Source organism: Streptomyces sp. AM25 (assembly GCF_058146165.1).
Genome location: NZ_JBKIWN010000002.1, coordinates 44,736 through 67,878, shown reverse-complemented (window position 1 = coordinate 67,878; position 23,143 = coordinate 44,736). Strand labels below are relative to the sequence as shown.

Genomic DNA, 23,143 nt, shown 5'->3' with positions numbered 1-23,143 from the left:
TGCCCGGCCGGACACTTGACGACGTGAGCGACACCTCCCTGCGGCCCCTGCCGGCCGTCGCCCCCTTGCGGGACCGCAACTTCGTCCTCCTCTCCTGGGCCCGCACCGTCTCCGTGCTGGGCAACGGGTTCGCGCGCGTGGCACTGTCCTTCGCCGTCCTGGGGCTGCCCGGGTCGACGCCCGGTGAACTGTCCCTGGTGCTGGCCTGCCAGGTGCTCCCCCAGCTGCTGTTCGTCCTCGTGGGCGGGGTGATCGCCGACCGGGTCCCCCGCGTCCGGCTGCTGGCCGCCGCGGAGTTGACCGGCGCCGCCGCCTACGCGGGGCTCGCGGCGATGACGCTGACGGAGCACGCGCCCCTGGCCGGGCTCGCCGGGCTGGCCACGGTGGCGGGGCTGGCGACCGCGCTGTTCTCCCCGGCGATGACGGCCGTGGTCCCCGAGATCGTGCCGGCGGACCGGCTGACACAGGCGAACGCGGTGCTGCGCGTGGGGATGAACACGGCCATGCTGCTGGGGCTGGCACTGTCGGGCGTGGTGGTCTCCCTGGTGGGCGCAGGGTGGGCGCTGGCGGTCGACGCGGCGTCGTTCCTGGCGGGTGCCGGCCTCATCGCGGGGATCCGGGTGCGCACACCGCTGCGGCGTACGGCCATGGGCTCGGGGTGGAGCGATATGCGCGACGGCTGGCGGGAGTTCGCGTCGCGCCAGTGGCTGTGGGTGGTGGTGCTGCAGTACACGTTCGTCGTGGCGGCGGTGGGCGCGGAGACCGGGGTGCTCGGCCCGCTGGTGAGCGAGCACGGCCTGGGCGGGGCCCGGGCCTGGTCCACGGTGGTGGCGGCGCAGGCGGTGGGCATGATCGCGGGAGCCGCCCTGGCGGCACGGCTGCGCCCGCGGCGCCCGATGCTCGTCGCGGTGCTGGCCACCTTCCCGGCGGCGGCGCCGATGCTGCTGCTGGGGCTGCACGCGCCGCTGTGGCCGACCGTCGCGACGGCCTTCCTCGCCGGAGTGTCGTGGGACGTCTTCGGGGTGCTGTGGGCGACGACCCTCCAGCGGGAGGTGCCGGCGGCGGCCTTGGCGCGAGTGAGCTCCTACGACTGGTTCGGCTCGCTGGCGCTCGCGCCGGTGGGGCTCTACGTGGCCGGTCCGCTCGCCGCGGCGGCCGGGGCGGACGTGGTCCTGCTGGGGTGTGCGGACGTGGTCGTCCTGGCGTCGACGGCGGCGCTGCTGGCGCCGGGGGTACGGGCGTTGAGGGCGAGGAGGGCCTCGCCGGGTCACTCCTCCTGACCCTGCGCCAGCGGGGTACCGCCCCAACCGCCCTCCAGCAGGTCGAACAGCTCGCGCACGGTCCGGGCCGGGTCCTCGGTCGCGCGGGCGATACCGGGGGCTTCCAGGGCGAAGCGCGCCAGACCGGTGACGGCGGGGGCGTCCGGGGCGAGGCCGGTGGCCTCGGCGAGGGCGGCGGCCAGCGCCTTCTCGTAGCGCGACCACATGCGCCGGGCGTGTTCCCGCAGTGCGGGGGTGGATTCGACGAGGACGAAGAAGGGGTCGTCGGCCCGCACGGCGGCATGGGTGTGCACCATGTGGTCGCGCAGGGCATGCAGCACGGACCGGCCGGGCTCCCGGTCGCGGACGGCGGCGACCAGGGCGCTCTCGACGTCCGCGTCCAGGTCGAAGACGAGCGCCTCCTTGCTGGGGAAGTGCTTGAAGAGCGTGCTCAGCGAGACGTCGGCCGCCTCCGCGACCTCGCGCACGCCGACGTCGTCGAAGCCGCGCTCGGTGAACAGCCGCATGGCGGCGTCCGCCAGGGCCTGCCTGGTACGGGCTTTCTTGCGCTCGCGGCGCCCTGTCGTCGTCTCGGCCATGCCCCCACCCTACCCCCTTGAGCGGATCCGATCGAAAAACGGATCGACAGGAAAGTCGGAGCGGTTGTACTTTTGCAGCTGCTGTGGTTCTGTCAGTACTCACTTCATCCGTCTTCATCCGCAGAACGGAGCGTGGCCCTCATGTCCACCACCCCTCGCATCGCAGTCGTCGGCGCCGGTCCCGGCGGCCTCGTCTGCGCGCGCGTCCTGCAGCAGCACGGCGTGCCGGTCACGGTCTTCGAGCGCGAGACCGGCCCCGGCTCCCGCACGCAGGGCGGCTCCCTCGACATCCACGAGGACACCGGCCAGGTCGCGCTGCGCGCCGCCGGACTGTTCGACCGGTTCCTCGCCCTGTCCCGGCCCGAGAGCCAGGAGTGGCGCATGTACGACCGCCACGCCACCCTCATACGTCACGACAAGGCCGGCGAAGGCGACCTGAGCAGGCCCGAGATCGACCGCGGCCAGCTGCGCACCCTCCTGCTGGACTCCCTCGCCCCCGGCACGATCCGCTGGGGCCGCCCCGTACAGTCCGTCACCCCGCTCCCCGGCGGCACCGCCCGCCTGCACCACCACGACGGCACCGCCGAGGAGTTCGACCTGGTCGTCGGCGCCGACGGGGCCTGGTCCCGGGTGCGCCCCGCGCTCTCCGGCGCCCAACCCGCCTACGCCGGCGTCACGATGGTGGAGACCCTCTTCGACGACACCGACCGCCGGCACCCCGGCATCGCCCGCCTGGTCGGCCGCGGAACCATGTCGGCCAAGGCGGGCAACCACAGCATCTTCGTGCAGCGCAACAGCAACGGACACGTCCGCGCCTACGTGGCCTTCCGCGGCCCCCAGGACTGGCACGCCGGCCTCGACCTCGCCGACACCGAAGCCGTACGCGCCCGCCTCCTCGCCCGGTACCAGGGCTGGGACGAGAGCCTGCTGGACGTCCTGCGCGACAACGAGGGCGGTTTCGTCAACCGGCCCATGTTCGTCCTTCCCGTCCCGCACACCTGGCAGCGCGTCCCCGGCGTCACGCTGCTCGGCGACGCCGCCCACCTGATGCCGCCCGTCGGCGTCGGCGCCAACCTCGCCCTGCTCGACGGCGCCGAGCTCGCCCAGGCCGTCGCCGGCCACGCCACCGTCGACGAGGCCCTGCATGCCTACGAGAGCGTCATGCTGCCCCGCGCCGCCGACATCGCGGAGGACGCCCGGCAGATGCTCGCCGCCCTGATGCCCGAGGGCGACTCCGACGACGCCCTCTTCCCCGACGACCTCTGGCCTGCCGACGCCGCCCCCGACTCGGGCCCTGCCATGGCCGGTTGAGCCCGGGCGGCACCCGGGCTCCCGGTCAGGCGGACGCGGTCACGCCCTCCTCCTCGTCCTCCTCGTCCTGCCCGGCGGAGGCGGCCCCGGAGGCACCCGCTCCGTCCCAGCTGGACGCCAGCTGGGTACGGCGCGTCACACCGAGCTTCCGGTAGGCGTTGGTGAGATGGGTCTCCACCGTCCTGCGGGCCAGATGGAGCGCCGCGCCGATCTCGGCGTTCGTCTGCCCGCGGGCCGCCAGTTCGACGATGCGCCGCTCGGCCCGGGTGAGTGCGGCGCTGCCCGTCGTGACCTGGCCGATCCTGCGGGCGCCCCCGGCCTTCAGGGCGTTCTCGGCGGCACGGACCAGGCGTCCGGCGGCGGGGTCGGGACCGAGAAGCTGCAGCGCCAGGGTGTGGGCCTCGTGCAGATCGCTGCGGCCCTTGCGGCCGTTCCCGGCGCCGATCCGTGCGTGGCCCAGGTCGATCAGGGCCTCGATGAGCTCCACGGGGGCGGGCGCCTGCCTCAGCGCGTCCACGGCCTCGTTCAGCGATGCGAGGCCGTGGCGGCCGCCCACGGCCGCGGCGTGGGCCCGCAACGCCCGGCCGACCGTGCGGGGGGTCCCCCAGGTCCGCGCATGGCGCAGCTCCGCCTCGGCCAGCCCCAGGGCACGCTCCGGCTGTCCGAGCCGGACCAGGGCGTGGGCCGCGCCGGACCGCCAGGGTGTGAGCGCGGGACTGACGATGTCGCGTGCCTCCTGACCCCGGCCGCAGGCGAGGTAGTTGTCGAGCGCCTCCTGCCATCTGCCCTCGGCGGCGTGCAGAAGGGCCCTGGCATAGCGCGCTTCCTCCCACTTCCATGAACTGCCGGTGCGCTCCTCGTCCTTCTCGTCGACGGCGTCCAGCAGCCGCCAGGCCCGGGCGCGGTGGCCGAGCTCGTAGCAGGCGAGTGCCACCACGGACCTCAGATGGGGCATACGGAGGCCCTGGCCGGTGCAGGCGTCGAGGAGCGGGGCGTTCTCGGCGACCACGCGCCGGAAGTCACCGGCCCACAGGGCTGTTTCGGCACGGATGACGACCAGGCACTGCCGGCCGACGTCCGTCAGGTCCGGGAGCACGGGCGGCACGGGGAGGCACTCGTCGGTGAGGGCGCGCGCCTCGTCCAGCCGGTCGGCCCAGTGCAGCAACGTGGCCGCGTTGGCCAGCCAGCCGGTACGGATCCGCGGGTCCACCGCCGTCTTCAGGCACGGCAGAACGCGGCTGACGGCCTCGGCCGCCGACAGCCGGCCGGTCCCGGCCTCGTACACGGTGACCAGGCCGCAGGCGAACGGCTGGATGCCGGCGGGGGCCGTCGCCGCCAGCTCCCGCATGCGGGCGACGGCGTTGCGCCAGGCGACCGCGTCGTGCGAGGCCATCATGGCGGCGGTGGTCTGCAGGACCCGCACGTGCTCGTCGTCCTCCAGGGCGCTGCCCGCCTGGCGCATGACGTCCATGGCCGTGTCCGTGCGGCCTCGCGCGACGAGCGCCGCGCCGAGGGCGGGTGCGACGGCGGCGCGTTCCTCGTGATCGACCTGCAGGTCCAGCGCCGTGCGCAGCCTGCGGATGCCGGCGTCGGCGCTGCGGGGCAGTTCCAGGCCGCCGAGGCGCAGGGCGAGCCGGGAGCTGCGGGCGGGGGCGAGCGGAGCGGTGAGGGCGTGGCGGAGGAGGGCGGCGGCCTCCTCGATGCGCCCGTCGCGCGCGGCGTCCTCGGCCGCGTCCTCCAGGGACTGCGTCATCCACTCCTCGCCGGGCCCGTCGATGTGGAGCAGGTGGGCGGCGACGGTGGCCGCGGGCGCACCGTGCTCGTCGAGCAGGCGGGCGAACCGGCCGCGCAGCTCGTCCAGTTCGGCCGGATCGGTCGCCGCGAGCACGGCTGCGCGGGCCAGCCGGTGGGAGAGGAGACGGCCGTGGGTGGACGTGCCCGCGGGCAGGGCACGGTGGTCCGGACCGAGGCCGGCGGCCTCGCGGAGCAGTGCCTTGCGGGGGACCGCGGGACCTCCCCAGGCGATGGCGAGCGCCACGGCGACGCGGCGCGACCCCGGGGTGACCCGGCTCCGTAACCACTGGGCGATCGCGTCGCGGTAGCGGCTTCCGGCCAGGTCGGAGAGCTGGTCGGGCAGCGGTCCCCCGTCGAGGTCGGCGAGGAGGGCGTGCACCAGCGCGGGATTGCCGGCGCATGCCCGGACGCACAGCCCGGCCCGGTCGGCACCGTGCCCGCGGGCGGGCGGCGGACAGGCGTCCACGAGCCGGGCGACGGCCGACGGGCCGAGCGGGCGGAGCGTCATGGGCCTGCCCCACGCATTGCATTGGACGGTGGGGCCCGCCTCCTGGCGCTCGGTGACCACCAGCAGTACGGACAACCCCGCCAGCCGGCGCGCCAGGTAGGCGATCCAGCGGCGTGACACCGCGTCGGCGTCGTGCAGATCGTCGACCGCCAGGAGCACGGGCTGCCGGGCGGCGGTCCGGGCCAGGCCGGTCACGAGACGGTGGAAGGTCCGCTGTTCCTCGGCGGTCGGCAGGTCCGCGAAGGGAATCCCCAGCTCGGGAAAGATCTGGCGGAGCAGAGCGAAAGGAAACGCCGATTCATCGGGCGAGCAGCGCGCATGGAGCACGCGCATACCGCCTGCCGCCGCCTCGCGCCGTATCACTTCTTCCAGCAGAGCGGTGCGCCCCAGGCCCGTCGTCGCACCGAACAACACCCAACGGCCGTTCCCGGACCGCGCGGATTTTCCGGCTCTCGCCGCCTCCGCCAATGCTTCGTCACGTTCAAGAAGCATGCTTCCCACGCGCAGCCCTCCCTCTCGGTATGTGGTCAACATCCTGCAGGGGGATTACGGTTCCCGCCATGGGAGCACCGGACAGGCGCTCCCACCGGGGAACACCTTCAGGACACGGTGCCGCACTTGTTCGCCGTGAGGCCGGCGTTGAGCGTCCTCTTGAGTGCGGCGACCTTCTGCGGGGAGAGGTCCTTGTTGGGAATGTCCAGCTTGATCTGCTGGTTCACTGCCCCCTTCTTCCTCGGCAGCATCGATACGGTGAAGCTGTCGGGTGTCACGGACGACCCTGCGGGATAGCGCGCTACAGCACTGTAGTTGGTGACCTGCATGCCTGGGACCTTCAGGCATTTCTTTGCGCCGTTTTCGAACATCTTGTAGATGCCAATGTTGACCGAGTGCCGCATCGGCACGAGGTTGATGCGCTTGCTGACACCCTTCAGCGTACTGGCTATCAGATGGCCGCCGTCATAGCCCTTGCCGCCCATGTTCCCCACCGTCGTCTCGCACGCGGTGCGCGGGGACCTGCCGGCGGACAGATTGCCGGCCAGTGCCCACTCGGGCCGTCCCAGGGCGTCGATGTGGAAGGTCCAGGTCGAGCGGACGGTCTGGCCCTTATAGGCCGTCAGGTATTCATCGCACGGGTAGTCCGCGCGTAATCCGGCTGCAGACGGCACCGATGCCGCAGGTGCCGCAGGCGCCACCGCAGCGGCCGGGGTCGCCAGCACGCCCGCGGTCACTGCGCCCGCCAGCCCGGCGGCGGCCCAGAGGCGGAGGTGCGCGGGTGAGGTGGGTCGTACGGTCATGAAACGTTTCCTCTCTCGTGGTCGGAGTGACTGCGGAGCAGTGCACCACCCTCGGATCAACGGACGATTGACGCCGCAGCTCAGAGGTACGAGAGAGGAGACCGGTCAGTGGCCGCCGGCGGGGCGGTCGCAGCGAGGCCGCCGAGCGCCTTGCGGGTGCTCTCCGGGGCGAAGTCGCCGCGTTTGCACAGTGGTTCGAGGACGGCCTTGACGCGTTCGACGGCCGCCGGCCCTTCGCAGCGGCGCCGGCCGTGGAGCGGGAGGGGCTCCATGAAACCGTGGTTCTCGGCGGGGCACAGGACGTCCGTCGCCATGCCCCGCCCCCACTCGCCGACGATGCGGGAAACCCCGAACCCGCCCTCGCCGCCCCGGATCTGCACGTGGTGATGTGCTGTGCTGTGTGCACCGTTACCTGTACGCGATGCTGAGCTGCGTCGTCATGGGGGAATCGAACCCCCTGCGTTGCTCTTCACGCGCCAGGAGTGGACCGGAAACCGCCGACCCTCGGTGTGTGCACGCCTCCGGTACGGCTACCTGCTCCGCATCGTCCTGCACTTGTCGCTGCGCTGGTCCCGGCACTTGCCGGAACCGGTCAGTCCAGCAAGTCGGCTTCCCAGTTCGTCCGCTGGATCCGCATGTCGATCTCGCGGATCTCGCGGGCCAGGATGTCCGCCCGTGCACGCAGCTCCGCGACCGGGAGTGCGGAGAGCATCATCAGCTCGGACCGCAGCTGCCGGCCGTATCCCCGGTCGCCCGAGCCCGCCGCCGCATCCGCCGCCGCGGTGACCACCGAGTGGCGCAGCCGCAGCACGTCCCGGCGCGCGAGCGCGTCGGTGAGCGTGCCGTCCTCGGCCATCTGCACGGCCGCGTTGGTGCGGTTGATCCGCCGGATCAGCGTTTCCAGGGAGTCCAGCACCTCACCGGCCTCGGCCAGCAACTGTGACGCCTCCTCGGCGGGTGTCTCGCCCTCCTGGTACCGCGCGCTGCCGACGACGCGCGCTCGCAGCTGCTCCACGCGCCGTGTCGCTTCCGCGCGTTCCGCCAGTGCCTCGGCAAGCTTCATCGTCTCCACCTCCTTCGTGAACTCGCACGAGTATCCGTTGCGGACCCGCATCACCGCACCTGGATTTCCGAACAGGCCGCCTCGTCTCAGGCCGCCTCGTCGCCGACGGGCCGTGCCGCCCCGCTCAGCAGGACCCGGACGAGGCCGACGAGTTCGCCGGGGTCCGCCGCGGCGAGCTCCGTGAGCGCGCCCGCGTCACGGGCGAGGACGACGCCGGTGAGCGCCGCCACCGCGAGCTCCGCCCGCAACTGCGCCCGGGGAACGCCGTCCCGGACGAAGTGCTCGCTCAGCGGGTCGACCAGCCGCTCGTACAGCTGCGTACGGGCGGCCTCCTGGACGACGGGGTCGCTGTAGGGCACCACGGTGGCCCGGGTCACCGGGCCCGGACCGTGGTCGGTGATCCTGCGCAGCAGGCCGAGCAGCCGCTCCTCGTCGAGCAGGTCGGCGGGGATCGCCCGGTCGGACTCGGCGCGCAGCGACGCGAGGTACAGCTGCGGCTTGCCACCGAAGTAGCGGGCGATCAACGCCGGGTCCGCGCCCGCGCGTTCCCCGATCTCGCGGGTCGTGGTGCGGTCGAAGCCGCGCTCGGTGAACAGCTCCCGTGCCGCGTCGAGCAGCCGCTCGCGGGTGCGGCCGGCGTCGCGGCGCCGGGAGGCCGGCTTCCCGCCCCCGGACGGTGCCTGCTGCTCGGGGCTCATGGGGACCTCCGCTCGTCGGATGCGCACCGCGCCGGGCCGGCCGCGGGCGCGGGGTTGCCGCTGTCCGGGGCCGTACCGACGGCGCCCTTCTCCCCCGCCGCCACGTGCACCGTCGCCCCGGCACGCGCGGTGCCCGCCGCGCGGGAGCGCGCGGGCAGGACGACGGTGACCACGATGGTAACCAGCCACACGGCGCATCCCAGCAGCGCAGCGGTCTGGTAGCCGTCGGCGGACGGCAGCGTCCGCCCCGCCGGGGTGTGCGCCTCGAGAACGGTCGCGCTCAGCGCGCTGCCCGCGGAGTAGCCGACGCAGCGCAGGACCTGGTTGAAGCTGATGGCACTGCCCGTCTCGTGCGCCGGGACCGCGCTGACGACGAGGCCGGGCATGGCCGCGAACGTGCAGCCGACGCCGAGTCCGGCGATGCCCATCGCGAGGAACAGCTCCCAGAGGCTGCCGCGGGCGAAGCCGAACACGGCCATCGCCAGCAGGGACACCGTGCAGCCCACCGGCAGCACCGCACCGGTGGACACGCGCCGCGCCAGGACACCGGCCAGTTTGCTGGAGACGACGCTGGCGGCCGAGAACGGCAGCAGGATCATGCCCGTGACGACGACGGACGCACCGAAGCCGTAGCCCGCCGTCGCCGGGGTCTGCGCGTAGCGGGTCACCAGGGAGATCAGGACGTACATGCCCAGGCCCGCGATCACGGCCGTCACGTCGGCGGTGAGCACCACCGGGTGCCGGACGAGCCGCAGGTCCACCAGCGGGTGCGGGGTGCGCAGTTCGTGCACCGTCCACCACAGCAGCAGGAGGAGGGAGGCCCCGGCCAGTCCGAGCAGGCGGGCCGAGGTCCAGCCCCAGGACTCCCCCTCGCCGAGGACGAGCAGCACTCCGGCGAGCGCGACGCCGAGCAGCACCGCGCCGAACACGTCCAGCGGCTGCGGCGTCAGGTGCCGCGTCGGCGGCAGGACGACCGCTGCGGCGGCCAGCGCGACGGCGCTGATGACGGCCGCGAGCCAGAACCCGGCGTGCAGGCCGAAGAGTTGGGTGAGCAGGCCGGTGACCGGGTAGCCGAGGCCGACTCCGGCGACCAGGGTGATCGACAGCACCCCGACCGCCGGCCGCGAGCGCTCGGCGGGCAGGCTCTCCCGCGCGGTGGCGATGGCCAGCGGTATCAGCCCGAGGCCCACGCCCTGCAGGGCCCGCCCCGTGAGCAGCGCACCGAAGCCCAGCGGCAGCGCCGCCAGCACGCTGCCGGCCAGCACGACGCCCACCGCACCGAGGATCACGGCCCGGCGCCGGGGCCCGTCCCCGAGGCGCCCCATGGTCGGGGTCGCGACGGCCCCGACGAGCAGGGCGATGGTCAGCGACCACTGGGCGGTGGCCGGCGAGACGTGGTCGACGACGGCGATACGCGGCACCAGCGGCGCACCGAGGCTGCTGACCATGGCCACGACCATGCCGAGATAGACGAGCACGGGCACCAGCGCCCGCTGCCGCCACGTGGCGGGGGCCGTTGCTCCCCGTATGTCCCCTGCCTCCACAGGTTCCCCCATTTCATGTCATCGAGCGATGTCATCACATGATGACATAGGGGCGGGACGGTGCTGTGGCGGGATCCGCCCGGACAGCCCCGGGTCTACGACGCCGACCGCGCGTGGCCGATCGCCCGCAGGATCTCGGACAGCCGGACGAGGTGGTGGTCGATGGCGTCGCCGGGCTCGTCGGGCAGCTTCTCGACCCACTCCCAGGAGTCCGCCAAGGAGCCGATCGTGAGCTCCGTCGGCTTGTGCCCCATGTCGTAGAGATCTTCCTGCGGAACGGACCAGAAGCAGTCCTCCGTCAGCGCGACGGAATCACCGTGCTGCGCTTCCACGTGCCGGAGCGCGACGTCCAGGGCGGCACGCAGTCGGTCAAACGGGATGGACATGGAATAATCACTCATAGTGAGTATTTTTGCGTATCGAGCGACGAATGAAATTGCGGGGCCGGTGACGGAACTGGAGACGGGGCAAGAGCCGCCGATGGAGGACGGCAAGTGGGCCACCGGTTCGCTGCGGATCACGAGTGAAACCGTGACCGCCCGGGAGGTGACGGCGCGGCTGGGGATCGAGCCCGACCGTGCCTTCGAGAAGGGGAGCCTGTACAGTCCCCGGAATCCCACGAGCCGGCGGCGGGAAGCGTCGGTGTGGATTCTGGAGAGCGGGCTGGAGACCAGCCGTCCCCTCCACGAGCACGTCGAGGTTCTGGTGAGCCGGGTGCGCGAGAGGCATGACGTGCTCGACGGACTGGCCGGAGAATGCTTCATGGATCTCTTCCTCGGCTACAGCAGCGAGAACGGACAAGGAAGTTGCGAGCTTTCCGCACCACTGCTGAAGGAGATCGGAACCCTCGGGCTGGACATGGTCATGGATCTCTGTCCGCCGGCCGTCGACGATGACGAGGACGAGGAGGAACACGTGGAGCACGCCGCTGGTTGACGGCCGTCCAGCACCCCGGTGTAGTGGCGCTGTTCCTCCACCGCCACCACCCCGACGACCAGGTCGCCGCGGATGGCGACGAACACCCCGGCCCGCCCCTCGCCGGCAGCGGCCATCGACTCCGCCAGCCATGTGCCGGCGGCCCGGACCGCCGCCGCGTGATCCCGCCATGCCGCGACGCCCTCGGCAAGCCGGGGTGCCGGAGCCAGGACTCCTGCACGGTCGGCGTCCGTTGCAGGACGCACGAGCGCCTCGTCGTCGGCCATGCTGCCCGAGCATGACAGAGCGGTGGGCAGCACGGGATCGGGCAAGGCGATGAACACCCCAACCCCAGACCGCATTTGATAGACATGGCGGTATGCGCGACGCCTTCGGAGCCGAATTCGACGTTCCCCGCGGGTACCTGAACACGCCGAGCATCGGCATTCCGCCCGGCGCGGTCGCCGATGCGGTGGCCGCCGGTGTGGACCGGTGGCGGCGCGGGGCCGATACGCCGGACGACTTCGACGAGGCGGTGACCCTGTCCCGGCAGGGCTACGCCGACCTCGTCGGCGTCCCGGTCGAGCGCGTGGCAGTGGGCGCGGCCGTGTCCCAGCTGCTGGCCCCGGTGGCCGCCGGTCTGCCGGACGGGGCCAAGGTGCTCGTGGCCAAAGGGGAGTTCACCAGCACCACCTTCCCGTTCGCGGCCCAGGCGCACCGCGGGGTGACGGTGACCGAGGTGGATCTGACCGCGCTCCCCTCGGCCCTCCCCGAATACGACGTGGCCGCCGTGAGCGTCGTGCAGTCCGCGGACGGCGCCCGCGTGGACCTCGACGCGCTGCGCGAGGCGCGCGAACGCAGCGGCGTGCCCGTGGTGCTGGACGTCACGCAAGCCGCCGGCTGGACACCGCTCCGACTGGACTGGGCGGACTGGGTCGTCGCCGCCGGGTACAAGTGGCTGCTCTCCCCGCGCGGAGCCGCCTGGATAGCCGTACATCCGCGGGCCCTTGAGCGCGCCGTGCCGGTCGTCGCCGGCTGGTACGCGGGCGAAGAACCCATGCAGACCGTCTACGGCATGCCCCTGCGCCTGGCAAAGGGGGCGCGCCGCTTCGACCTCGCGCCGGTCTGGCCGGCCCACCTGGGCGCGGCCGTCGCCCTGCCGTACCTGGCTTCCCTGGACCTGGCCGCCGTCCACTCCCACTGCGCGGGCCTCGCCGACACCCTTCTCGGCCGACTCGGCCTGCCCGCGCGGGGCAGCGCGATCGTGGCCCTGGACGCCGATGCCGGCGACCTGGCGGCGGCAGGCATCACCGCGAGCACGCGGGCGGGCAAGGCCAGGCTCGGCTTCCACCTCTACAACACCGCCGACGACGTCGAGCAGGTGCTGGCCGCCCTTCGGCGGCGCTGACCGGCGACACGAAGCGGACGTTTCGAAACCGCGCCAGGCGCCGCATCGTCGGCCTGTTTCCGGGTGTCGTGTGGCGATGATGTGGCGGTGGCAGATGCTGGTGCACAGGCCGTATCCGCCATACGACCAGCAGACAGAACCCTGGTCATCCCGTGTTCAGGGTGACGGCACGCCCGCGCTCCCAAAGCTCCTCGGCGTGCTCCGCGAAGCGGTCGAAGAGGCCGCCCTCCTGGAGCCTGCGCAGGTGCAGCATCGGCGAATCGTGGCCGACGAGCCGGGCGAGGTGTGGAGTGACGAGGGCCTGTTCGTCGAACCGGAAGACAGACAGGCCAACGTGGTTGGTGGCGTCCTCGTCGGACGAAAAGCGCACTTCCAGGCCGGAGAGGTCGGAGAGCTTGGCCAGCTCGTCCAGGCTGATGCGGATGCGCGTGGACACCTTGAAGGCCACATCTTCGATGGCTTCGCGCTGCCCGGTCACACGGCCGTCCGGGTCGCCGAGCAGGAAGCGGATGCGGCAACCGGCGTCGGCTTTGACGCGAAGTGTGGCGTGGAACGCGGGCTGCTCGATCCAGAAAAAATAGTTCGTGTACCCGGCGAGGACGATGTCCCGCGTGCTCTCACTGATGAGCTGCCGCCACACCGACGATGGGCACGCCGAACGGTACGGATAAGCGGAGATGATCTCTCGATCCGGTCCGGTCTTGACGACCGATCCGACTGCCTTGGGCCACAACACCGCTTCATCAACTCCCAACACACCTGACGTGTCCACGCGGTTTCGTGCATGCGGGATCAGCTCCCCATCTGCGATCCATCGTTCCACTGTCTTGGTCGTCACCCCTACACGGGTGGCCAGTTGACGGGGTGACAGTTTCTTGTCGGCCATAGCGTTGCGCAAGGCAAAGTTCAAGGGGCCCTCCCCGGTTGTCTGGGCGTTTTTGACGTTACCGATGAGAAGGCCGCTACGTCCGCGGAACGTCGGTGGAAACGTCCCTGAGCGCGGGCCATGCTCCGGGCATAGAGACGGCCCGAGGGGCCGTCGTCCCGGTGATCCTGCTCGCGATCAAAAGGAGACGCACGATGGCAACAGCAGTAGAAACCCGGAACCCCCGGGCCTGTGTGGCACCGGACGTCTGGGAGCGCGCGGTACGGCTCATCATGCGCGACCACGAGATGGACCGCAGTCTCGCCGATCGCACATTCGCTCAGACCGTCGCCTACCTCGTAGCGTCCGGTGAGCACCCCGACGTTCGCATGGGCCCGGCTCCGAGCATCGACCTAGGTGTTCACTCGTTCGTGCTCGACACGGTCAACTACACGGCCTTCTGCACCGCGGTCACCGGACGCTACATTCACCACGTCCCGCACCTCCCCCAGGAGAGCGGCAGCCAGCCACTGTCGCTCAGGGACACCGTCCAGGCGATCGAGAACGCCGGGTTCGCCATCGACCACGAGCTGTGGAACGCAGGCGAATCCGACTGCTCTCAGTGCCACGCCGGCTGCACCGACAGCCCGGTCGGCGGCAAGTAGCAGCACGATCTGCCGGGTGAGGTGGCTCCCTCCGGGACCGGGGGGAGCCACCACGCGTGAAAGGAACCGCATGGAAGCAGTCACCGCAGCGTGGGAACGGTACGCGGCAGGAAGGACGCCCAGAAGGACCATGAACGCTGCGGGAGCCACCACGTGGCTGAACTGGACGCAGTACCCCGACCATGGCCCCGATGAGACCCTGCTCGGCCCGGTGCGTGGTCGCCGCGTGCTGGAGCTCGGCTGCGGTACGGGCTGCAACCTCGCTCACCTTGCGACTTTGGGAGCCGATTGCGTCGGCGTCGACATCGCACCCAGTCAACGAGCCAGAGCGGACGCACGCTGGGGAGACCTGCCCGGCCTCACGTTCCAGACGGCTGAGGCGACGGAGTTTCTGTCCGACCACCCCCACAGCTTCGACGTGGTGCTGTCCATCTTCGGTCCTGTGTGGTTCACCAACCCGGCCATTCTCTTGCCGCTGGTTCGGCAAAGCCTTTCCCCCGGTGGCATGTTCGCGTTTTCGCACCGGCCAGCCCGACCTGACCAGAAAACAAGGGGATCACTTCGAGAAGCACGGGCAGTCTCGCGTTGGGACTACTCAGCCAGGCAGTGGGAGGCTCTCTTGTTCTCGGCCTGCTTCACCAACATCACAGCGGAGGTCATCGGACCGCCAACGGGTGAGTGCGACGGGACGTTGGTCGTACGTGCCGAGAGATAAGGGGCACGGATCAGTGGCGATCTGAGGGTACGACCCAATATAACCGCAGGTCAGTGCCCATAAACGCCCTATGCCCGGCGTTCCCGCAACCCGGCCCGGTCAGGGTCGGCCCGTCCCTCTACGGCGAGATGCGAGCCGTGCGACCCGGGGGCAACTCCCCTTCCCACAGCAACAGCAACAGCAACAGCAGCGACCCGACGACGGCCCCGCCGTCCGCCACCCCGGCTACGGACGGCGGCAAGCGCGTCCGCACAAGCGGCACGTCACCGTCCCCCGCCGCGAAGCCGACCCCTGTTCCGGCGAGTTGCGCCGGCTGGAGCCACACGGACCCCGAACCGGGCACCTACGGCTACATGGCCGGCAGCAATCACCTACAGACCGGGCCGTACCGGATGTGCCCGTCCGTGACCCTCGCCAAGTCCGGCACGAAGCTCTGGTACCACTGCTCCGTCGTCAACGCCTACGGCAGCACGTGGACTTGGGTCCGCGTGGCCGGCACGAACACCTCGGGCTGGATGTCGAACGACAATCTCACGCGCCAGAACGGGCCGGCCGCCCCCGCCTGCTGATTCAGCCCCGCAGCAGCGAGACGGTCCGCTCCGGAGCCGGGACGCGGATGCCTTCGGCGCGGTAGCGCTGGTGCAGGCGCTTGATGAATTCGTGCTTGATGCGGTACTTGTCGCTGAATTCGCCCACGCCGAGGATCACCGTGAACCCGATCCGGGAGTCCCCGAACGTGTGGAAGCGGACGGCCGGTTCATGGTCGGGCACGGCGCCGGAGACGTCCTTCATCACGCCCTCGGCCACCTCGATGGTGATGCGCTCGACCTCTTCGAGGTCGCTGTCGTAGGCGACGCCCACCTGCACCGTGACGGACAGCTTCTGCTCGGGCCGGCTGAAGTTGATCATATTCGTGCCGGCGAGCTTGCCGTTGGGGATGATGACGAGGTTCTTCGCGAGCTGTTCCACCACGGTGTTGCGCCAGTCGATGTCGACGACGTAGCCCTCTTCACCGCTGCTGAGCCGGATGTAGTCGCCGGGCTGGACGGTCTTCGAGACGAGGATGTGCACTCCGGCGAAGAGGTTGGCCAGCGTGTCCTTCAGTGCCAGTGCGATCGCCAGACCGCCCACGCCGAGGGCGGTGAGCAGCGGGGCGATGGATATGCCGAGCGTCTGCAGGACGATGAGGAAGCCCATCGCCAGCACCGCGATCCGCGTGATGTTGACGAATATCGTGGCCGATCCCGCCACGCCCGAGCGGGACTGCGCCACGGAGTGCACCAGCCCGCCGACGACGCGGGCCACGGTGAGGGTCACCGTGAAGATCACGACAACCGTCAGCGTCTGGTTGACCGTGTGTCCGACGGTGCGGTTCAGCGGCAGGGCCGCGGCCCCCGCGGCGACGCCGGCCGCCACCGCGGCCCACGGCGCGGACGTGCGCAGCAGGTCGACGATGATGTCGTCCCCGCTCCACCGCGTCCTGCGGGCCCGTTCGGCGAGCCAGCGGAGAAGCACCCGCAGAACGAGCGCCGCGGCCAGCCCCGCGGCCACCGCGATGCCGGCGACGACTGCGTCGTGCAGCGTCAACGACCGGTTCACCGGCCTCCCCCTGCCCGGAGCCCGGATCTGCCGCCAGGGCGATCGGTTCGGCCAACTCGGCCGAGGTAATGGTGCGTCACTTCCACCTGCCTGTCCCAGGAATCACGATCGCGCCGGGCCACGGGAGCGGGCCGGCGCGCGGATGATCATCCTGCACCACGGCCGCCGACGACCGGGACCCAGGGGTCGGGCCCACTGAGTGTCATGAACCGGCCAAGGATTCCCCAGGAATCACCCCCTCCCATTGTTGAATGATCACCGACAAAACTACGGTCTGCGCAACCCGCCCACCGGGTCAACCGACTTCAGGAGGACGTACGTTGCGCAACGCATCGGCACGACACAGATCCCAGGCCCCCCGCCGCACCGCCCTCGCCATCCTCGGAGCCGCCGCGCTCACCCTCTCCGGCCTCGTGGCCTCGGCGCCCGCCGAGGCGCAGCCCGCCTCCGGCTCCTCGCACGGCGCCTCGTGGGTCCGCTCCTGCGCGAAGGCCACCAGGCCCGGCGCCATGGCCTGCAACGCCCTGCGCGTGACCAACGCGCCCCAGCGCGTCAGGGCGCTCGGCGTCACCGCCGACGCCACCCCCTCCGGCTACGGCCCCGCCGACCTCCAGAGCGCCTACAACCTGCCGTCCGGCGGCGGCAGCGGGCAGACGATCGCCATCGTCGACGCCTACAACGACCCCAACGCCGAGTCGGACCTGGCCACTTACCGCAGCCAGTACGGGCTGCCCGCCTGCACCACGGGCAACAGGTGCTTCCAGAAGGTCGACGAGCAGGGCGGCACCACCTACCCGCGCAACAACACGGGCTGGGCCGGGGAGATCTCCCTCGACCTCGACATGGTCTCCGCCGTCGCGCCCGACGCCCGCATCATCCTCGTCGAGGCGAAGACCGCGAGCACGGCCGACCTGGGCACGGCGGTCAACACCGCCGTACGGCTCGGCGCACAGTTCGTCTCCAACAGCTACGGCGGGCCCGAGTCGGCCTCGGACACCTCCTCCGACGAGAGCTACTACAACCACCCCGGCGTCGTCATCACCGCCTCCTCCGGTGACAGCGGCTACGGCGTCGAATACCCGGCCGCCTCGCAGTACGTCACCGCCGTGGGCGGCACCTCCCTCAAGCGCGACTCCAGCAGCCGCGGTTGGGGCGAGAGCGTCTGGAACACCAGCGCCACCGAGGGCGGCGGCTCCGGGTGCTCGGCCTACGACACCAAGCCGGCCTGGCAGACGGACACCGGCTGCGCGCAGCGCACGGTGGCCGACGTCGCCGCCGTCGCCGACCCGGCCACCGGCGTCGCCGTGTACCAGACCTACGGCGGCTCCGGCTGGAGCGTGTACGGCGGCACCAGCGCCGCCGCGCCGATCATCGCGAGCGTATACGCCGACGCCGGCACCCCGTCCGCCGGTTCGTACCCCGCCTCGTTCCCGTACGCACACACGGACGCGCTGAACGACGTGACCAGCGGCTCGACGGCCACGTGCTCCCCCTCCTACCTGTGCACCGCCGGGCCCGGCTACGACGGCCCGACCGGAGTGGGAACGCCCAACGGCCTGGCCGCCTTCACCGGCTGACGCCGCAATGCCCATCGTGCCCGCCGCACGGCCTCGCGCGGCGGGCACGTGTCGTCACGGCCGGGCAGCGCTCAGGGCGCCCTTGAGCGCCTTGTCGCGCATGGCGCAGAAGGCCTTCGCCGAGTGCCTGTAGTAGCGCCACGGCACGGCGTCCACGTAGCCGTCCACCAGCCGGAACTGGATCAGGGCGGCCTCGTGGCGGCCGGCCTTGGCGAGGAAGTACGCCAGCAGGTGCCGGACTTCGGCCAGCCGCGGATGGTCGGGGCGGGCCGCCGCCACGTCGGCCAGGGCGGCGTCGACGAGGGCGGTGACCTCCGGCCAGCCGTAGGCCTCGTCGGGTGCCTTGTCGTCGTTGGCCTCGTACCAGTCGAGGAGCGGGAGCACGGTGAGCAGGCTGCCGCGAGGGGCCGTTGCGGCGGCCCGGAGCGCGAAGTCGCGGGAGAGCTCGGCGGAGCCGTGCCACTTGGCGTACCAGTAGTTGAGGGCGCGCCAGTGCGCCTCGTAGTGGTACGGGGCGCGGGAGGTGACCTCGGCCCACAGCTCGTGGAAGGCCTCGTGCGGGGCGCCCAGGCCCATGTACAGCGGGATCTGCAGCAGGTACGGGGTGGGGTCGTCGGGGCGGGCCAGGGACGCGGCCCGCCCGAAGTCCTCGCGGGCCTCGCGCAGGACACGGTGGAAGCCCGCGAACTGTTCGGCAGTGGTGTCCTTGGCCCAGCCCCCGCCGCGGATCTCCCAGGCGACGAACACCTTCGCGGTCGCGTCGATCACGGCCGTGTCCGGGTCGTCGGGGCGCGCGGCCTGCCAGGCCCGCAGCCAGGCGTCGTCCTGGACCGCCCGCCCGGAGGCGATGCCGACGAGGCAGGAGCGGCGCTCCCAGTCCGTGCCCGCGGCGGCGAGGGCCCGGGCGGCGGGCTCCCATTCGCCCCGGGCGAGGGCCGCCGTCACGGCGTCCGCCTCGGGGTCGGCGGCGGCCCGGTCCGTGTTCTGGCGCTCCGGCGGCAGCAGGTCCGCGCCGGCGACGGCCGCCTCGCGTGCGAGCTTCGCCGCGCGCCGCCGGTTCCGCAGCCAGAAGCCGAGCATGACGGCGAGGACGATGAGGGGGAAAATTCTCACAGGTATGGGTTTCTCAAGTCGTCGGTGGGTCGGGTCAGTCGGCGAGGAGCGTGCGCAGGGGCAGCGTGTCCGGTACGTCCGCGACAGCGCTCCGCACCGCGGCGGCCAGCGCGTCCGCCACGTCCCCGGCCCCGGGCAGCACCAGTCGGGCAGGTGCGGACCAGGACAGTTCCCAGCGCGCCCCGGCCCGTTCCACCAGGGCCAGTTCCGCGAGCCGGGTCACGCCGGTCTCCAGTGCGGGCCGCAGGAACTCCCGCGCGGCGCGGCCCGTCGCCTGTGCGGCCTCCGGCGACTTGGGCAGGTGACCGGCGGCCTGCCACAGCCGGCCGGCGTCGGCGGCGTCCAGCAGGGCGTTGAGGTCGTCCGCGGCGAGGCCCGCCGCCAGTCCGGCCTCCGAGATCGCCGAGCGCAGCGGCTGCGCGGCCTGCTGCGCCCATGCGAGTGCGGCCCGGTGCGTCAACTCCGGCCATTCCACGCGCTCCAGGGCCAGCGCCTCCGGCGTGAGGACCGCGCCCTCCAGCTCCACGAGCACCCGCTCGGGGTCGCGCAGCAGCTCCAGGGCGGGGCGCGCCGGTGCCGCCGCCATGCCGTCGTCCGGCAGTTCCTCGACGAGCCGTACGCGCTCGGCCACCGGAGGGTGCGAGTCGTACGGGGACGCCGCGTCGGGCGGCAACTCGCCGCGCAGGTCGGCCATGTCCGCCTGGCGGTGCGGGTCGGCGAGCAGGTGCCGCAGACCACCGAAGACCTCGCCGTGCGGCGGGAGGACGCCCGCCGGGACGCCCATCGTGGCGTACCTCTCCATGTAGTGGTCGTGCGCGGCGTCGAGGGCCGCGGTCGCCCGCAGTGCGGAGGCCGTGGCCTCCCGGCCCGCGACCCGGACCGCCAACCGGTCGGCCGCGAGCTCCTGCTGCCGGCCGACGCTGTGCGTGGCACGCAGGTAGAAGCGTGCGTACGCCTGGAACGGCTTGGCCATCATCCGGTGACCGAAGCCTGCGCCGCCGGTGTTGACCTTCCGGGGCTTCCTGCCCTTGCGCAGCCTCTTGGCGGCCGCCCGCTCCTGCCGCGAGCGCTCGTCCTTGACGGCCCTCTGCTCGCGCTCCTGGAACGCCTCCACCGTCCGCGCCACGGCGTCGCGGCCGCGCCGCGTGATGCCGGCGACGCGGGTGTCCGCGTTGCCGTAGTGGCCGAGTTCGTGCGCGACGACGGCGTGCAGCTGCGGCTCGGTCAGGCCCGTCAGCAGCGGGACGCCGAGGTACAGGCGGCGCCGGCCGGGCAGCAGGCCCAGCATCCGGGTGTCCTCGGAGACGGCCGCGTTGACGTCGCCGGTCAGGACGATCTCGTCCGGCGCCCGCGTGCCCGACCGCTCGGCCAGGGACCGTACGGCGCGCCACAGTTCGGGCTGCTCGCCCTCGGTCACCGGCAGCCCGTGCTCCTCCCCGCCCTTGGACGCGCCGAGCGCGAAGACGCCCTTGAGCACGGGGTAGCCGAACACCACGGTGACCGCGGTTGTTTTGATCGCTGCAACGACCGGAGCCCGCGTCCACGCCACCACGTCGATGCCGACGAACACGCCGAGCACGACAAGCGCGAGCAGATAGAAGCCGGCCAGCAGCACAAGTGCACGCAGGGCGCGCAGAGAAGTGCCCACAGGGCGGAGTACCCCCCCCACATCGAGAAAAATCAGGACGCGGGGATTTTACGTGGCCTTTAGATCGAGCTGTGATTATTTTACGTGCAATGCGGCCGGGCTCAGTCCGTGCGGCGGCGGAGCGTGGCCGCGCCGAGCGACAGCGCGAGCAGGGCGGCGCCCGCGATGACGGCCAAGTCCCGTACCAGCAGGGCGTCCACGCCTGCGGTGGTGGTCAGCCTGGCCATCGCGTCGACCGCGTACGAGAGCGGCAGCACGTCCGAGACCCAGCGCAGGACGGCCGCCATGCTCGCGCGCGGGGCGAAGAGCCCGCACAGCAGCAGCTGCGGCAGGATCACGGCGGGCAGGAACTGGACCGCCTGGAACTCGGTGGCCGCGAACGCCGAGACCAGCAGGCCGAGCGCCATGCCCAGCAGGCCGTCGCCGACCGCCACCGCGAAGAGCAGCCAGGCCGGGCCCGCCACCTTCAGCCCCAGCAGCCCGAGCGTCAGCGCCGAGGCGAGCACCGCCTGCACCAGGGCGACCAGGCCGAAGGCGAGGGCGTACCCGAGCAGCAGGTCCAGCCGGCCCAGGGGCATGGTGAGCAGCCGCTCCAGCGTGCCGGTGGTGCGCTCGCGCAGCATCGCGACCGAGGTGACGAGGAACATCACCAGCAGCGGAAAGATCCCCAGCAGCGCCGCGCCGACGCGGTCGAAGAGCTGGGGCTGCTGGTCGAACATGTAGCGGAGCAGGGCGAGCAGCACGCAGGGCACCACGAGCAGCATGGCGATGGTGCGCGGGTCGTGCCGGAGCTGGGCCAGCACCCGGCGGGCAGTGGCGAGGGTGCGGGCGGTGTTCACGAGGCGTCTCCGGAGGGGATGGCGGCGGCCGCGTCCGGGGCCTGGGCGACGAGGGCGAGGAAGGCGCTGTCGACGTCGGACGCCCCTGTCCTGCGCAGCAGTTCGGCAGGGGTGCCGGCGGCGAGCAGCCGTCCGTCGCGCATCAGCAGGAGGCGGTCGCAGCGGGTGGCCTCGTCCATGACATGGCTGGAGACCAGCAGGGCGGCGCCCCCGTCGGCGAGTTGCCGGAAGAGCCGCCAGAGCTCCTGACGGAGGACCGGGTCCAGGCCGACGGTGGGCTCGTCCAGGACGAGCAGTTCGGGGGTGCCGAGCAGGGCCGCGGCCAGCGAGACGCGGGCGCGCTGGCCGCCGGAGAGCCGGGCGACCAGGTCGTGGGCATGGGCGGCGAGACCGACTTCGGCGATCACGCGGTCGGGGTCGGAGGGCGGTGCGCCGAGGACGGCGGCGAAGTAGCGGAGGTTCTCGGCGACGCTCAGATCGCCGTAGACGGAGGGTGCCTGGGTGACGTAGCCGACCCGGTCGCGCAGCGCAGCGCTTCCGGCCGGGCTGCCGAGCACCTCCACCCGCCCCCCGGCCACGCGCTGCACGCCCACGATCGAGCGGAGCAGCGTGGTCTTGCCGCAGCCGCTGGGGCCGAGCAGGCCGGTGACCGAGCCGCGCGGGACGTCGAGATCGAGACCGTGCAGGACGGTACGGCCACCGCGGACGACCGTCAGGCCGGTGGCACGGATCGCGGGGGCGGCCCCCTCGCCATAATTCATCACACGGTGAGTTTCCTGCTCGGCGCCCGCCCCGTCAAGCGCAGGCCATGGCTTTTGCTCGCAGGGAGGCATGTCAGCGCTGCGTGCGATGCTGGTGCGCATGAACCTGGAGGATCTGGTGCGGCTGCGCCGCGCCCGGGACACGATGGACCGCGACTACGCGCAGCCGCTGGACGTGCCGGCGCTGGCGAACGTCGCCCTCATGTCGCCCGGGCACTTCTCGCGCAGCTTCCGCGCCGCCTTCGGGGAGACGCCCTACAGCTATCTGATGACCCGCCGCGTCGAGCGGGCGAAGGCGCTGCTGCGGCGGGGTGATCTGAGCGTCACGGAGGTCTGCCTCGCGGTCGGCTGCACCTCGCTGGGGTCGTTCAGCTCGCGCTTCACCGAGCTGGTCGGCGAGAGTCCCAGCGCCTACCGGGCCCGCAGCCACGAGGCGGGCGCCGCGATCCCGGCGTGCGTGGCCAAGATCTTCACGCGGCCGCGCAGGAACGGCGAACCGGTCAGGATCGGAGAAGCGGAATCGGCTGCCGCCTCGTAGCGTCGGGGGCATGAACATCAAGCTTTCCCAGTGCTTCATCGCAGTCGACGACCATGACACGGCGCTCGCCTTCTACCGCGACGTCCTCGGCCTCGAGGTGCGCGGCGACGTCGCGTTCGAGGGGATGCGGTGGGTGACCGTCGGGTCGCCGGAGCAGCCGGACGTGCAGATCGTCCTCGAACCGCCGCTCGCCAACCCCAACGCCTCGCCGGCCGACAGGCAGGCGATGGCGGAACTGCTGGCCAAGGGCATGCTGCGCGGCGTGATCTTCTCCACCGACGACTGCGACGCCACCTTCGAACGCATCCGGGCCGCCGGCGGCGAGGTCCTCCAGGAGCCGATGGACCAGCACTACGGCGTCCGCGACTGCGCCTTCCGCGATCCGGCCGGCAACATGCTCCGCTTCACCCAGCCGCGTACGCGGTAGCG

General features: G+C 72.0%; 25 protein-coding genes. 11 read left to right on the top strand and 14 right to left on the bottom strand.

The genetic code is table 11. The annotated features are described in order from the left end of the window. The first annotated feature begins 23 nt into the window (after nt 1-23). A complete protein-coding gene (locus ACLHRZ_RS02500; RefSeq protein WP_490416524.1) occupies nt 24-1,280 on the top strand; it encodes an MFS transporter in 1,257 nt (418 codons plus the stop codon). Here the strand turns inward: ACLHRZ_RS02500 and ACLHRZ_RS02495 are convergent. Next, nucleotides 1,268-1,858 (bottom strand): TetR/AcrR family transcriptional regulator, encoded by a 591-nt coding sequence (locus ACLHRZ_RS02495; protein ID WP_490416523.1) that lies wholly within the window; start codon nt 1,856-1,858, stop codon nt 1,268-1,270. The two genes, ACLHRZ_RS02500 and ACLHRZ_RS02495, sit on opposite strands and share 13 nt — an antisense overlap. 141 nt (nt 1,859-1,999) lie before the next feature. Here ACLHRZ_RS02495 and ACLHRZ_RS02490 point away from each other — a divergent pair, with 141 nt between their 5' ends. Beyond that, nucleotides 2,000-3,169, top strand: a complete 1,170-nt coding sequence (locus ACLHRZ_RS02490; RefSeq protein ID WP_490416522.1) for an FAD-dependent oxidoreductase — start codon at nt 2,000-2,002, stop codon at nt 3,167-3,169. 25 nt (nt 3,170-3,194) lie between these two features. Here ACLHRZ_RS02490 and ACLHRZ_RS02485 read toward each other — a convergent pair whose 3' ends face one another. The 7 genes from ACLHRZ_RS02485 to ACLHRZ_RS02455 all read right to left on the bottom strand — a co-directional run bounded on the left by ACLHRZ_RS02485 (nt 3,195) and on the right by ACLHRZ_RS02455 (nt 10,457). After that, entirely contained in the window at nt 3,195-5,963 is a 2,769-nt protein-coding gene (locus ACLHRZ_RS02485) for a helix-turn-helix transcriptional regulator (protein WP_490416845.1), read from the bottom strand. Between the two features lie 107 nt (nt 5,964-6,070). Further along, nucleotides 6,071-6,766 carry a DNA/RNA non-specific endonuclease gene (locus tag ACLHRZ_RS02480; protein ID WP_490416521.1) on the bottom strand — a complete coding sequence of 232 codons (696 nt, stop codon included), beginning with the start codon at nt 6,764-6,766 and terminating at the stop codon, nt 6,071-6,073. Nucleotides 6,767-6,846: 80 nt separating this feature from the next. Further along, nucleotides 6,847-7,146, bottom strand: a complete 300-nt coding sequence (locus tag ACLHRZ_RS02475) for a hypothetical protein (protein WP_490416520.1) — start codon at nt 7,144-7,146, stop codon at nt 6,847-6,849. Nucleotides 7,147-7,358: 212 nt separating this feature from the next. After that, complete coding sequence (locus ACLHRZ_RS02470; protein ID WP_490416519.1) at nt 7,359-7,829, bottom strand: DIP1984 family protein; 471 nt, start codon at nt 7,827-7,829, stop codon at nt 7,359-7,361. A gap of 86 nt (nt 7,830-7,915) precedes the next feature. Continuing rightward, nucleotides 7,916-8,527: a TetR/AcrR family transcriptional regulator gene (locus ACLHRZ_RS02465; RefSeq protein WP_490416518.1), complete on the bottom strand. Its 612-nt coding sequence runs from the start codon at nt 8,525-8,527 to the stop codon at nt 7,916-7,918. Then, entirely contained in the window at nt 8,524-10,083 is a 1,560-nt protein-coding gene (locus ACLHRZ_RS02460; RefSeq protein WP_490416517.1) for an MFS transporter, read from the bottom strand. Before ACLHRZ_RS02460 ends, ACLHRZ_RS02465 begins: the two co-directional genes overlap by 4 nt. Before the next feature lie 83 nt (nt 10,084-10,166). Next, a complete protein-coding gene (locus tag ACLHRZ_RS02455) occupies nt 10,167-10,457 on the bottom strand; it encodes a hypothetical protein (RefSeq protein WP_490416516.1) in 291 nt (96 codons plus the stop codon). 16 nt (nt 10,458-10,473) lie between these two features. Between ACLHRZ_RS02455 and ACLHRZ_RS02450 the strand changes: the two genes are divergently transcribed. From ACLHRZ_RS02450 to ACLHRZ_RS02440, 3 genes are all read left to right on the top strand, one after another. Then, the gene (locus ACLHRZ_RS02450; protein ID WP_490416515.1) at nt 10,474-11,007 is read left to right on the top strand and encodes a DUF4279 domain-containing protein; all 534 of its coding nucleotides are present in this window, start codon (nt 10,474-10,476) and stop codon (nt 11,005-11,007) included. After that, entirely contained in the window at nt 11,004-11,288 is a 285-nt protein-coding gene (locus tag ACLHRZ_RS02445) for a hypothetical protein (RefSeq protein ID WP_490416514.1), read from the top strand. Before ACLHRZ_RS02450 ends, ACLHRZ_RS02445 begins: the two co-directional genes overlap by 4 nt. Before the next feature lie 77 nt (nt 11,289-11,365). Then, nucleotides 11,366-12,394 (top strand): aminotransferase class V-fold PLP-dependent enzyme, encoded by a 1,029-nt coding sequence (locus ACLHRZ_RS02440; RefSeq protein WP_490416513.1) that lies wholly within the window; start codon nt 11,366-11,368, stop codon nt 12,392-12,394. A 145-nt stretch (nt 12,395-12,539) separates the two neighbouring features. On the opposite strand, the gene ACLHRZ_RS02435 is transcribed toward ACLHRZ_RS02440, so the two are convergent. Further along, a complete protein-coding gene (locus tag ACLHRZ_RS02435; RefSeq protein WP_490416512.1) occupies nt 12,540-13,304 on the bottom strand; it encodes an XRE family transcriptional regulator in 765 nt (254 codons plus the stop codon). Between the two features lie 170 nt (nt 13,305-13,474). On the opposite strand from ACLHRZ_RS02435, the gene ACLHRZ_RS02430 reads away from it, so the two are divergent. The 3 genes from ACLHRZ_RS02430 to ACLHRZ_RS02420 all read left to right on the top strand — a co-directional run bounded on the left by ACLHRZ_RS02430 (nt 13,475) and on the right by ACLHRZ_RS02420 (nt 15,208). Continuing rightward, on the top strand, nt 13,475-13,924 hold the full coding sequence (locus tag ACLHRZ_RS02430) for a glycine-rich domain-containing protein (RefSeq protein WP_490416511.1): 450 nt from the start codon (nt 13,475-13,477) through the stop codon (nt 13,922-13,924). A gap of 70 nt (nt 13,925-13,994) precedes the next feature. Next, nucleotides 13,995-14,639, top strand: coding sequence for a class I SAM-dependent methyltransferase (locus ACLHRZ_RS02425; protein WP_490416510.1), 645 nt, complete (start codon nt 13,995-13,997; stop codon nt 14,637-14,639). Nucleotides 14,640-14,776: 137 nt separating this feature from the next. After that, nucleotides 14,777-15,208 (top strand): hypothetical protein, encoded by a 432-nt coding sequence (locus ACLHRZ_RS02420; protein ID WP_490416509.1) that lies wholly within the window; start codon nt 14,777-14,779, stop codon nt 15,206-15,208. A gap of 1 nt (nt 15,209) precedes the next feature. On the opposite strand, the gene ACLHRZ_RS02415 is transcribed toward ACLHRZ_RS02420, so the two are convergent. Beyond that, a complete protein-coding gene (locus tag ACLHRZ_RS02415) occupies nt 15,210-16,238 on the bottom strand; it encodes a mechanosensitive ion channel family protein (protein ID WP_490416508.1) in 1,029 nt (342 codons plus the stop codon). Between the two features lie 320 nt (nt 16,239-16,558). On the opposite strand from ACLHRZ_RS02415, the gene ACLHRZ_RS02410 reads away from it, so the two are divergent. Continuing rightward, nucleotides 16,559-17,815, top strand: coding sequence for a S53 family peptidase (locus tag ACLHRZ_RS02410; protein ID WP_490416507.1), 1,257 nt, complete (start codon nt 16,559-16,561; stop codon nt 17,813-17,815). A 54-nt stretch (nt 17,816-17,869) separates the two neighbouring features. Here ACLHRZ_RS02410 and ACLHRZ_RS02405 read toward each other — a convergent pair whose 3' ends face one another. The 4 genes from ACLHRZ_RS02405 to ACLHRZ_RS02390 form a co-directional block, all read right to left on the bottom strand. After that, complete coding sequence (locus ACLHRZ_RS02405; RefSeq protein ID WP_490416506.1) at nt 17,870-18,928, bottom strand: hypothetical protein; 1,059 nt, start codon at nt 18,926-18,928, stop codon at nt 17,870-17,872. A 34-nt stretch (nt 18,929-18,962) separates the two neighbouring features. Next, nucleotides 18,963-20,576: a M48 family metallopeptidase gene (locus tag ACLHRZ_RS02400; RefSeq protein ID WP_490416505.1), complete on the bottom strand. Its 1,614-nt coding sequence runs from the start codon at nt 20,574-20,576 to the stop codon at nt 18,963-18,965. Nucleotides 20,577-20,677: 101 nt separating this feature from the next. Further along, nucleotides 20,678-21,415, bottom strand: a complete 738-nt coding sequence (locus ACLHRZ_RS02395) for an ABC transporter permease (RefSeq protein WP_490416504.1) — start codon at nt 21,413-21,415, stop codon at nt 20,678-20,680. Beyond that, a complete protein-coding gene (locus tag ACLHRZ_RS02390) occupies nt 21,412-22,176 on the bottom strand; it encodes an ABC transporter ATP-binding protein (protein WP_490416844.1) in 765 nt (254 codons plus the stop codon). The genes ACLHRZ_RS02395 and ACLHRZ_RS02390 overlap by 4 nt, the downstream gene beginning before the upstream one ends. A gap of 100 nt (nt 22,177-22,276) precedes the next feature. On the opposite strand from ACLHRZ_RS02390, the gene ACLHRZ_RS02385 reads away from it, so the two are divergent. Further along, entirely contained in the window at nt 22,277-22,714 is a 438-nt protein-coding gene (locus ACLHRZ_RS02385; RefSeq protein ID WP_490416843.1) for a helix-turn-helix domain-containing protein, read from the top strand. 10 nt (nt 22,715-22,724) lie between these two features. Continuing rightward, nucleotides 22,725-23,141 carry a VOC family protein gene (locus ACLHRZ_RS02380; RefSeq protein WP_490416503.1) on the top strand — a complete coding sequence of 139 codons (417 nt, stop codon included), beginning with the start codon at nt 22,725-22,727 and terminating at the stop codon, nt 23,139-23,141. Nucleotides 23,142-23,143 lie beyond the last annotated feature (2 nt).

Excerpts from the sequence above, each read along its gene's own strand:
- ACLHRZ_RS02495 (WP_490416523.1), bottom strand. The coding sequence starts at position 1,858 with ATGGCCGAGACGACGACAGGGCGCCGCGAGCGCAAGAAAGCCCGTACC.
- ACLHRZ_RS02490 (WP_490416522.1), top strand. The coding sequence starts at position 2,000 with ATGTCCACCACCCCTCGCATCGCAGTCGTCGGCGCCGGTCCCGGCGGC.
- ACLHRZ_RS02485 (WP_490416845.1), bottom strand. The coding sequence starts at position 5,963 with ATGCTTCTTGAACGTGACGAAGCATTGGCGGAGGCGGCGAGAGCCGGA.
- ACLHRZ_RS02480 (WP_490416521.1), bottom strand. The coding sequence starts at position 6,766 with ATGACCGTACGACCCACCTCACCCGCGCACCTCCGCCTCTGGGCCGCC.
- ACLHRZ_RS02470 (WP_490416519.1), bottom strand. The coding sequence starts at position 7,829 with ATGAAGCTTGCCGAGGCACTGGCGGAACGCGCGGAAGCGACACGGCGC.
- ACLHRZ_RS02465 (WP_490416518.1), bottom strand. The coding sequence starts at position 8,527 with ATGAGCCCCGAGCAGCAGGCACCGTCCGGGGGCGGGAAGCCGGCCTCC.
- ACLHRZ_RS02460 (WP_490416517.1), bottom strand. The coding sequence starts at position 10,083 with ATGGGGGAACCTGTGGAGGCAGGGGACATACGGGGAGCAACGGCCCCC.
- ACLHRZ_RS02455 (WP_490416516.1), bottom strand. The coding sequence starts at position 10,457 with ATGTCCATCCCGTTTGACCGACTGCGTGCCGCCCTGGACGTCGCGCTC.
- ACLHRZ_RS02440 (WP_490416513.1), top strand. The coding sequence starts at position 11,366 with ATGCGCGACGCCTTCGGAGCCGAATTCGACGTTCCCCGCGGGTACCTG.
- ACLHRZ_RS02430 (WP_490416511.1), top strand. The coding sequence starts at position 13,475 with ATGGCAACAGCAGTAGAAACCCGGAACCCCCGGGCCTGTGTGGCACCG.
- ACLHRZ_RS02425 (WP_490416510.1), top strand. The coding sequence starts at position 13,995 with ATGGAAGCAGTCACCGCAGCGTGGGAACGGTACGCGGCAGGAAGGACG.
- ACLHRZ_RS02390 (WP_490416844.1), bottom strand. The coding sequence starts at position 22,176 with ATGAATTATGGCGAGGGGGCCGCCCCCGCGATCCGTGCCACCGGCCTG.
- ACLHRZ_RS02385 (WP_490416843.1), top strand. The coding sequence starts at position 22,277 with ATGAACCTGGAGGATCTGGTGCGGCTGCGCCGCGCCCGGGACACGATG.
- ACLHRZ_RS02380 (WP_490416503.1), top strand. The coding sequence starts at position 22,725 with ATGAACATCAAGCTTTCCCAGTGCTTCATCGCAGTCGACGACCATGAC.